Source organism: Mesorhizobium sp. M7A.F.Ca.CA.002.15.2.1 (assembly GCF_003998715.1).
GTDB classification, from domain to species: Bacteria; Pseudomonadota; Alphaproteobacteria; order Rhizobiales; family Rhizobiaceae; genus Mesorhizobium; species Mesorhizobium ciceri.
In genome coordinates, this window is sequence record NZ_RZPI01000155.1 from 1 (window position 1) to 9,349 (window position 9,349).

Here is a 9,349-nt window from a genome sequence, read left to right on the forward strand (position 1 = left end):
TTTCCACCCCGGGCAGGATCACCGCCTCCATCCCGATCCAGACGTCGTTGCCGACGATGGTGTCGCCGCGCACCTCCTTCGACCAGGTCGCCGGGTTAAAACCCTTTTCCCAGCCATGGCCGAAAATATTGAACGGATAGGTCGAAAAGCCGGACATGGCGTGGTTGGCGCCGTTCATGATGAAGCGCGCGCCCTCGGCGATGGCGCAGAACCTGCCGATGATCAGCTTGTCGCCTATGAACGGATAGTGATGCAGGACGCATTTCTCGGCGAATTTGTCCGGCCCGTCGGGGTCGTCATAATAGGTGAAGTCGCCGATCTCGATGTTTGGCGCGTTCACCAGTCCCTTGAGGAAGCCGACGCGGGTATGCATCGGGATCGGGTGCTAGATGTCTGGGTTGGGTCCGTCCATGTCGAAATCCGTCAGAGAAATGGCCGCCAGGTGCATCCGAAACTCGAATGCGCCCGTTCAAAATAGCGTGGTCCGCCCTATAGCACCAATCGGGTGACGAGCGAGCTTTCCTTGACGGCCTTGCTCATTTGCTGCCGCGGCAAATCACGATCGGATCGGACAGCGCACTGTCGAAACCGCTGCCCTGATAGACGGTGACATTCGTGGCGCCGGGCGGCAGCATGAAGCTGCCTTCGACGATTTTCTGGTCGCCGGCCGGCATGTGGAGAGCCCAGCTATAGGTGCAAAACTGAGGCGGCGCCTGGGGTTCGACGTGGCTGCAGTTCAATTGCGCGCCACCCAGCATGGCGGCGCCGCCGCAACTGACGGCGCCCTTTGCGAGCGCAATGCCCGGCCATCCTGCAATGGCCGCCACGGTCGCGATCTTCAGCCAATTCATCGTCGTATCCTTGCCCGGCAACAGCCCGCTACCTGAGCCTTTGGGTGGGTCGCAGCCCATGCGTCATTTTTTCCAGGCGGGCTTAGTCCGTCTTGCGCACCGCGTCCAGCAAGATTATGTGCATGATGATAATAAGCATGCTCACTAACAGTCGCGCCGAAAAACTCCAGTACCTCCCATGCCATCGTCACCCAACATCAGCTTCGTGCTGCACGATGTCGCGCGCCTGCTTCGAAAGCGGTTCGAGCAGAGGTCGCGGGCATCGGGGCTGACCCGCGCCCAGTGGCAGGTGCTGGCCTATCTCAGCCTGCATGAAGGCATCCACCAGAACAAACTGGCGGACCTGATCGAGATCACGCCGATCACGCTCGCCCGGCTGCTCGACAAGATGGAAGCAAGCGGCTTCATCGAGCGCCGGCCCGATCCCGCTGACCGCCGGGCATGGCTGCTGTACCTGAAGCCGCAAGCCCATCCGCTGATCGAAATCATGCGCGGCAATGGGCGGAAGACGCGTGACGAGGCCTTTGTCGGCCTTTCCGCGGATGCGCAACTGCATCTGCTGCAAACCCTATCCCTCATCAAATCCAATCTGCTCGCGGCTTGCGCCCAGCCTGCCGCCGACCGGGAGAAAACACATGGCTGAATCAACCTCACCAAAGAAGCCTGTCGAAGAAGACGGATCCGCCGCCGACCGGGCGCGCGACCAGGTCATCCGGCTGGACAGCGAACGCGAGCAAAGGCGAGCCAGCACCGTCATCGACAATGACGAGCTCGAATCACCGGTCGCCCTGGAGCCGGCGGCGCTCGAGGCTCCGTCCAAGGAGCCACGCCAGGCCGGGGTTGCGGTGGCGCCTCCGGCGCCGGTCAAGCCCAAGCGCGGCCGGGCACGGCCGATCCTGTTTGCCCTGCTTCCGTTCGCGCTGGTCGTCGGCGGCTATTACTACGTCATCGGCGGCCAGGTCATGACGACCGACAATGCCTACATCCAGGCGCAGTCGCTCGGCGTTTCCACCGATGTCTCCGGCACTGTGTCCGAGATCGACGTGCACGAGAACGAGGCGGTGAAGAAGGACCAGGTGCTTTTCCGGTTGCGGTCGGCCTCTTTCGAAACCGCTCTTGCCGCCGCCCAGGCACAGCTCGGCACAGTGCGCAACCAGGTGCTGACCTTGCAGGCGAGCTACCAGCAGTCGCAGGCGCTGATCGAGCAGGCGCAGGCCGACATCCCCTATTACGAGGCCGCTTTCCAACGCCAGCAGGATCTGCTCAAGACCTCCACCTCCTCGAAGGCGACCTTCGACAGCGCCCAGCACGACCTCGTCGCCGCCCGCCAGAAAGTGTCCGTTGCCCAAGCGCAGGCACAGGCGACGCTTGCCCAGCTCGGCGGCGACGCCAGCCAGCCGGTGGAGAAGAACCCGTTCTATCTCCAGGCGCAGTCGGCGGTGGACGACGCCCAGCGCAACCTTGCCGATTCCATCGTCAAGGCGCCATTCGACGGCATCGTCACCAATGTCGACGCGCTTCAGGTCGGCAAGTACCTGCCGGCTTCGCAGCCGGCGTTCAGCCTGATTTCGGCGACCGATCTGTGGATCGCGGCGGAGCCTAAGGAAACCGAACTGACCTATGTGCGGCCGGGACAGACGGCGACGATCAGCGTCGACAGCTATCCCGGTGCCGTCTGGCACGGCAGGGTCGCCTCGATCAGCCCGGCGTCGTCGTCGAGCTTCTCGCTGCTTCCGGCGCAGAACACCACCGGCAACTGGGTCAAGGTCGTGCAACGCATTCCGATGCGCGTGACGGTGGACGATCTCCAGGGCAAGCCGCCGCTGCGCGGCGGGATGAGCGTCGTGGTCGGCATCGATACCGGCCATGCGCGCGGCCTGCCGGACTTCGTGACGGACCTCCTCGGTCGGTTCGGACAAAAGTCATGACCGGCGCGTCCGCGACAGGTGGCGTGGTCGCCAATCGCGGCGCCATCACCGCCTGCGTGATCCTGGCCGTGATCATGCAGGCGCTGGACACCACCATCGCCAATGTGGCGCTGCCCTATATCCAGGGCAGCGTTTCGGCCAGCGCCGACCAGATAAACTGGGTGCTGACGTCCTACATCGTCGCGGCAGCCGTCATGACGCCGCCTTCGGGCTATCTTGCCAATCGCTTCGGCCGCAAGCGCATCCTGCTGATCTCGATCACCGGCTTCGTCGTCGCGTCGGTGCTGTGCGGCTTCGCGCAGTCGCTGCCGCAGATCGTCGGCTTCCGCCTGCTGCAAGGCCTGTTCGGCGCAGCCCTGGTGCCGCTGGCGCAGAGCATCCTGCTCGACATCTACAGCGTCGAGGAGCGCGGCTCGGCGATGGCGCTGTTCGGCGTTTCGGTGATGGTCGGGCCGGTGCTCGGGCCGGTCATCGGCGGCTGGCTGACCGAGAATGTCAGCTGGCGCTGGGTGTTCTACATCAACGTACCGATCGGCGCGCTGGCTTTCGCCGGCGTCTCGATGTTCGTCCAGGAAACCAAGACGGACCTCAAGGCCAGGCTGGACTGGCTGGGCTTCGGCATGCTCAGCGTCACCATCGCGTCGCTGCAGATGTTCCTCGATCGCGGCGAGCAGCTCAACTGGTTCTCGTCGTCCGAGATCATCGTCGAGGCGCTGATCTGCGCGTCGGCCTTCTACATCTTCCTCGTCCACACCTTCACCGCCAAAAACACCTTCGTGAACCCGCGGCTGTTCCTCGACAGGAATTTCGCCGTCGGCATGATCTTCATCTTCATCATCGGCATCACCTATCTGGCCTCGCTGGCCCTGATGACGCCCTATCTGCAGACCCTGATGGGCTATCCGGTGGTGACGGCCGGCATCGTCATGGGGCCGCGCGGTCTCGGCACCATGGCTTGCATGTTCCTGGTCGGCAGGCTGATCGGCAAGGTGGACACGCGCTGGCTGCTTCTAACCGGCCTGCTGGTCACCGCCTGGGCGATGTACGACATGACCGGCTGGACCCCTGATGTCTCGCAATGGACGATCATCAGCACCGGCTTCATCCAGGGCGCGGGCCTGGGTTTCCTGTTCGTGCCGCTGACCACCATCACCTTCGCCACGCTGGCGCCGGAGCGGCGCGCGGAAGGCACCGGACTGTACAATCTGTCCCGAAACATCGGCTCCAGCGTCGGCATATCGGTGGTCACCGCGCTGTTGACGCAGAACGTGCAGGTCAACCACGCCAATATCGCCACCTATGTGACGCCCTACAACCAGGCGTTCAGCAATCCGGCGATCTTCCAGGCAATGGATCCCTACAGCGCCGCGGGCCGCGCCGCGCTCGACGGCGTGGTCACGCTGCAGGCCACGATCATCAGCTATATGAACGACTTCAAGCTGATGATGATCCTGTCGCTTGCCGCCATTCCGCTGGTTCTGTTGCTGCGCAAGCCGGCGACTCCGGCCAAGATCGACCACAGCGCCGTGATGGAGTGACGACGCTCGAAACTTATCCGGCTGCACAGGCAACAGCCAAAAAGAAACCGGGGTCCTGTGAGGGACAGGACCCCGGCCAATGCCGATACGACTTCCCAAGAAACATGGCACCTCGTCATGAGGCGGGGATGGCAGGCCCGAGAAAGCCCCAACGGACCTGTCTTGATCCCCTTTGCCGGAAGCCGTTCGTTACTTCGGCAACAGCACCTTGTTGACGACATGGATGACGCCGTTCGACTGGTTGACGTCGGCGATCGTCACTCGCGCCTCGCCGCCTGACTCATCCATGATGTAGAGCTTGCCCTTCTTGACTTCGGCGGTCAGCGTGTCACCGGAGACGGTCTTCATCTCGTATTTGCCGCCCATCGCCTTGGCCTTCTTCATCATCTCGGCGCCCGAAATCTTGCCGGCCACGACATGCGCGGTCAGCACCTTGGTGAGCTTGCCCTTGTTCTCCGGCTTCAGCAGCGTGTCGACGGTGCCCTTGGGCAGTTTCGCAAACGCCGCGTTGGTCGGGGCAAAGACTGTGAACGGGCCAGCGCCCTGCAGCGTGTCGACCAGGCCGGCGGCCTTGACCGCGGCGACCAGCGTCGTGTGGTCCTTCGAATTGACGGCGTTCTCGACGATGTTCTTGGTTGTGTACATCGGCGCGCCGCCGACATTCGGGTTCTTGGCATAGGCGGGCGCGGCAATCGCCACGCCGGCGACGAGTGCGGAAAGGGCGATGATCCTGAATGACGGCAAGCGCATGTGGTCTTCCTCCGTGTGAGGGCTGATCGGAATTGATAGCCTTTGGAAACGCACAGGCAGTCACGCCGCCGAGGGGGCGCAAGTTTCGCCGATCACGGGAACGTGATGCCGGAGCTGCTTAAACGAAAAGCCCCGCGCGAGGCGGGGCTTTGAAGGCTGGAGAAAGCGCTGCGCCTTCTATTCGGCCGGTGATGGTTTCTTTCGGAACAGCGCGACCAGATTGTCCCACAGCTCGATCTTGGCACCCTGGCGCTTCATGATGATGCCCTGCTGGAGGATCGACAGCGTGTTGTTCCAGGCCCAGTAGATGACCAGGCCGGCCGGGAAACCCGCCATCATGAAGGTGAAGATGACAGGCATCCAGGTGAAGATCGCAGCCTGCGTCGGATCCGGCGGCGTCGGGTTCATGCGCATCTGCAGGAACATGGTGACGCCCATGATCAGCGGCCAGACGCCGATCATCAGCATGTGCGGCAGGGTGACCGGGATCAGGCCGAACAGGTTGAACAGCGACGTCGGATCGGGCGCGGCCAGATCCTGGATCCAGCCGAAGAACGGCGCGTGCCGCATTTCGATGGTGATGTAGAGCACCTTGTAGAGCGAGAAGAAGACCGGGATCTGCAGTGCCACCGGCCAGCAGCCGGCAAGCGGGTTGATCTTCTCGGTCTTGTACAGCTCCATCATCGCCTGCTGCTGCTTCATCTTGTCGTCCGCGTATTTCTCGCGGATCTCGAGCATTTTCGGCTGCACCTTCTTCATGTTCGCCATCGACGCGTACGACTTGTTGGCGAGCGGATAGAAGATGGCCTTGACGATGACGGTGGTGGCGAGAATGGCCAGGCCGAAATTGCCGAAGAATTTGTAGAGCGTGTCGATCAGCCAGAACATCGGCTTGGTGATGAAGTGGAACCAGCCCCAGTCGATCAAAAGGTCGAACCGCTTGATATGACGGTCTTCCGCATAGGCGTTGATCTTGCCGACTTCCTTGGCGCCCGCGAAGATCTCGCTCTCCACCGTCGCCGACTGGCCGGCATCGACGGTGATCGGGTCGGTGAGGAAGTCGGACTGGTAGCGATGGCGGCCGTCCTCGAAATAGGCATAGCGCGGCTGGAACGGCTGCTTCTCGGTCGGCACCAGCGTCACCGCCCAGTATTTGTCGGTGATGCCGAGCCAGCCGTCGGTCGACTTGCCCGGCGTGAACTGCTTGTCCTTCTCGATGGACGCGTATTTGTGTTCCTGCAGGCCTTCCGTGCCGGTGAAGCCGATCAGGCCCTCATGCAGCACATAGGTGCTGGCAACGAGCGGCTTGTCGAAGCGGGTGACGCGGCCGTAATTGGACAGCGAGACGGCGGCCGTGCCGGCATTCTGCACCGTGTCGGACACCGTGAACATGTAGTTGGTGTCGACGGAAAAGGTGCGCTTGAAGGTCAGGCCCTTGTCGTTCGAATAGGTCAGCGTGACCGGGGTCGTCGGCGTCAGTGTCGCATTGCCGTCGATAGCCCACACTGTTTCGGGACCGGGCACCGCGCCGGTCTTGTCGTTGCCGACGAAGCCGATCTCGGCATAGTAGCCATTGGGCAGTGCCGCCGGGTTGAGCAGGCTGATCTCGGGCGAGTTCTTGTCGACCGTCTCGGTGTAGTGCTTGAGCTTGAGGTCGTCGAGACGGGCACCGGTCAGGTTGATCGAACCCTCAAGGCTCGGCGTGTCGATCTTCGCGCGGGTCGTCGTGGCGAGCGCCTGTTCGCGGCCGGCCGGCGTGACGGCATCGGTGCCGGGTGCGTTGGGAATGTCGCCAGGGGCGGCGGGCGTTCCGGTGTCGGTACCGGGATTGGTGCCGGCGGCCTTCTTCTGCTCCTCGACGCGCTGCTGTTCGACGCGGGCGGCCTCGCGCTGCGCTTCGCTGCGCGGCAACACATAAAAATATTGCCATACCGCCAGGATCAGCACCGACAGCGCGATGGTGATGAAGAAGTTCCGGTTGTTTTCCATCGAAAGCCCTTGGCCTATCGTGTTCCGCGCAGTCGGCGGGAGAGTTCGGCCTTCAACTGGCCGAACGGAGTGGTAAGCACGTCTTCGCGCCCGACGATGACATAGTCATTGCCAGGCGCCATGTCACTTGCGGCGTGCGTACGGACGGCTTCTCGCAGCCGCCGCCGGACGCGGTTGCGGACAACCGCATTGCCGACCTTCTTGGTGACGGTGTAGCCGACGCGCGGCGACAGGCCGTCGCCGCGGTCGAGAACTTCGACGAGAAAAAGCCGCCCGCGTCGTTTTTCACCACGACGGACAGCCAGGAATTCCGCGCGCTTCAGAAGCCGCTTGGGATTTGGTCCCACTGGCTTGCCGGATGCGGGCAACGATCTCGTCTTCCGTTCAGGCGCTGAGCCGCTTGCGACCGCGGTTGCGGCGAGCTGCGACGACGCCGCGACCACCCTTGGTGGCCATGCGGGCACGAAAGCCGTGCCGACGTTTGCGGACGAGTTTGGACGGTTGGTAGGTACGCTTCATTTGTTTTAATACCGCGGGGTGCGGCCCTTCTTGATTCTGTCACTGTGTAACAGGAGCTTTGCCGAGCCGGCTTTGGCGCGATCGAAACCGCGCCGGGACGAATGGCCCGAGCGTGTGCGGGCTTATAGAAAGAAGGCTTTTGGAAGTCAATCCGGAGTCGTCGGGCCGAAAGCTTCGCCATTCAGGCCGGTTTATGTTTGCGACCAAGGATGAAATTGGCAAAAAAGCCGTAATCGCCTAATCTGCGTTGATCAAGTGATCGTGAAGACATTAGCCGCATGAGCGAAACCATACAGGCACAGGAAGGGATCGGCACGGCGGGGTCCACCGAGGCGCCGGCCAGCGTGCGCACGGTGCCGCTGTCGCGCGGCCTGTCGACCAAGCTGCTGCTGCTGACCATCGTCTTCGTGCTGCTGGCCGAAGTGCTGATCTTCCTGCCCTGGATCGCCAGCTACCGGCTGAACTGGCTGAAGGAGCGGCTGAGCACGGCGGCGGCGGTGTCGATCGTGCTGGTGCAGGGTGAACCCACCTCGCTGTCGCGCACGGCGCAGAACGACGTGCTGATGGCGATCGGCGCCAAGGCGATCGCGGTGCGCGACGGAGGCGTCTCGCGGCTGCTGGTGGTGGCCGAAATGCCGCCGAAGGTCGACGAACACATCGATATCGCCTCGATCGGCATGATCAAGGGCATGACCGGTGCGCTCGACACGTTGTTTTTCGGCGGCGACCGTATGCTGCGCGTCTTCGGTCCGGTCGGCGAATCCGACAAGGAGTTCGAGCTGATCATGCCCGACAACAGCCTGCGCAACGCGATGCTGCGCTATTCGCGCAACGTCGCCTTCGTCTCGCTGCTGATCTCGCTGTTCACCGCCATGCTGGTCTACGCCGCCATCGACCTGATCATGATCGGGCCGATCCGGACGATGACGCGCTCGATGCTGTCCTTCTCCGAGGCGCCCGACGATCCCGGGCGGATCATCCATCCGGCTGCCCGCGCCGACGAGATCGGCGTTGCCGAGCGCGAGCTGTCGCAGATGCAGGAACGGCTGCAAAAAATGCTCTCCGAGCAGAAGCATCTTGCCGATCTCGGCCTGGCGGTTTCCAAGATCAACCATGACATGCGCAACATCCTGGCTTCGGCGCAGCTGATGTCGGACCGCTTGCGTCAGGTCAAGGATCCGACGGTGCAGGCCTTCGCGCCGAAACTGCTGCGCGCGCTCGACCGCGCCGTGTCTTATTCCGAAGGCGTGCTTCACTACGGCCGCACGCAGGAGCCGCCGCCGGCGCGCCGACGCCTGAGGCTGCGGCAACTGGTCGAGGACGTGCACGGCCTGCTGGACATTGAGCAAGGCATCGAGTTCGTCAATTCGGTCGAGCCGGCCTTCGAGGTCGATGCCGATTCCGACCAGTTGTTCAGGGTGCTGACCAATCTGTGCCGGAATTCCGTGCAAGCGATGGCGACCGACAGTGAAAGCGCCCTGGTGCGCCGCCTGGCGGTGTCGGCCGTGCGCCTGGGCAGCGTCAGCCGCATCGCCGTCAGCGACACCGGCCCCGGCCTGCCGCCCAAGGCGCGGGAAAACCTGTTCGCGGCCTTTCGCGGCTCGGCGCGCAGCGGCGGCACCGGCCTTGGCCTGGCGATCGCGCACGAACTGATCCGCGCGCATGGCGGCACGGTCGAGCTGGTCGAGAGCATTGGCGGGCGCACCACATTCGCCGTCACCATCCCCGACCAGCCGGTCCGGCTCGACCAGGCCCGCAACGGCCTGCGCCGCCC

At 63.3% G+C, this 9,349-nt stretch carries 9 protein-coding genes and 1 pseudogene; 4 read left to right on the top strand and 6 right to left on the bottom strand.

Annotated elements, in window-relative coordinates; translation table 11 throughout:
- A pseudogene (locus ENZ74_RS35700) lies at positions 1 to 373 on the bottom strand (chloramphenicol acetyltransferase); the annotation flags it as partial.
- Positions 374 to 536: 163 nt separating this feature from the next.
- On the bottom strand, positions 537 to 851 hold the full coding sequence (locus ENZ74_RS11590) for a hypothetical protein (RefSeq protein WP_024502096.1): 315 nt from the start codon (positions 849 to 851) through the stop codon (positions 537 to 539).
- 178 nt (positions 852 to 1,029) lie between these two features.
- On the opposite strand from ENZ74_RS11590, the gene ENZ74_RS11595 reads away from it, so the two are divergent.
- From ENZ74_RS11595 to ENZ74_RS11605, 3 genes are read left to right on the top strand one after another with little or no spacing between them, the layout of a single operon-like run.
- Complete coding sequence (locus tag ENZ74_RS11595; protein ID WP_013528500.1) at positions 1,030 to 1,494, top strand: MarR family winged helix-turn-helix transcriptional regulator; 465 nt, start codon at positions 1,030 to 1,032, stop codon at positions 1,492 to 1,494.
- On the top strand, positions 1,487 to 2,779 hold the full coding sequence (locus ENZ74_RS11600) for an HlyD family secretion protein (protein ID WP_082826616.1): 1,293 nt from the start codon (positions 1,487 to 1,489) through the stop codon (positions 2,777 to 2,779). The genes ENZ74_RS11595 and ENZ74_RS11600 overlap by 8 nt, the downstream gene beginning before the upstream one ends.
- Positions 2,776 to 4,317, top strand: coding sequence for a DHA2 family efflux MFS transporter permease subunit (locus ENZ74_RS11605; RefSeq protein ID WP_063169716.1), 1,542 nt, complete (start codon positions 2,776 to 2,778; stop codon positions 4,315 to 4,317). The genes ENZ74_RS11600 and ENZ74_RS11605 overlap by 4 nt, the downstream gene beginning before the upstream one ends.
- A 189-nt stretch (positions 4,318 to 4,506) precedes the next feature.
- On the opposite strand, the gene ENZ74_RS11610 is transcribed toward ENZ74_RS11605, so the two are convergent.
- The 4 genes from ENZ74_RS11610 to rpmH form a co-directional block, all read right to left on the bottom strand.
- Positions 4,507 to 5,067: a fasciclin domain-containing protein gene (locus tag ENZ74_RS11610; protein ID WP_063169715.1), complete on the bottom strand. Its 561-nt coding sequence runs from the start codon at positions 5,065 to 5,067 to the stop codon at positions 4,507 to 4,509.
- 177 nt (positions 5,068 to 5,244) lie between these two features.
- The gene (yidC, locus tag ENZ74_RS11615; RefSeq protein ID WP_127312781.1) at positions 5,245 to 7,056 is read right to left on the bottom strand and encodes a membrane protein insertase YidC; all 1,812 of its coding nucleotides are present in this window, start codon (positions 7,054 to 7,056) and stop codon (positions 5,245 to 5,247) included.
- A gap of 14 nt (positions 7,057 to 7,070) precedes the next feature.
- Entirely contained in the window at positions 7,071 to 7,424 is a 354-nt protein-coding gene (gene rnpA, locus ENZ74_RS11620; protein WP_013528505.1) for a ribonuclease P protein component, read from the bottom strand.
- A 16-nt stretch (positions 7,425 to 7,440) separates the two neighbouring features.
- On the bottom strand, positions 7,441 to 7,575 hold the full coding sequence (gene rpmH, locus ENZ74_RS11625) for a 50S ribosomal protein L34 (RefSeq protein WP_008833937.1): 135 nt from the start codon (positions 7,573 to 7,575) through the stop codon (positions 7,441 to 7,443).
- A 278-nt stretch (positions 7,576 to 7,853) separates the two neighbouring features.
- Here rpmH and ENZ74_RS11635 point away from each other — a divergent pair.
- Positions 7,854 to 9,349 (top strand): HAMP domain-containing sensor histidine kinase (locus ENZ74_RS11635; protein ID WP_245470945.1); only part of this gene is annotated, 1,496 nt, incomplete at its 3' end.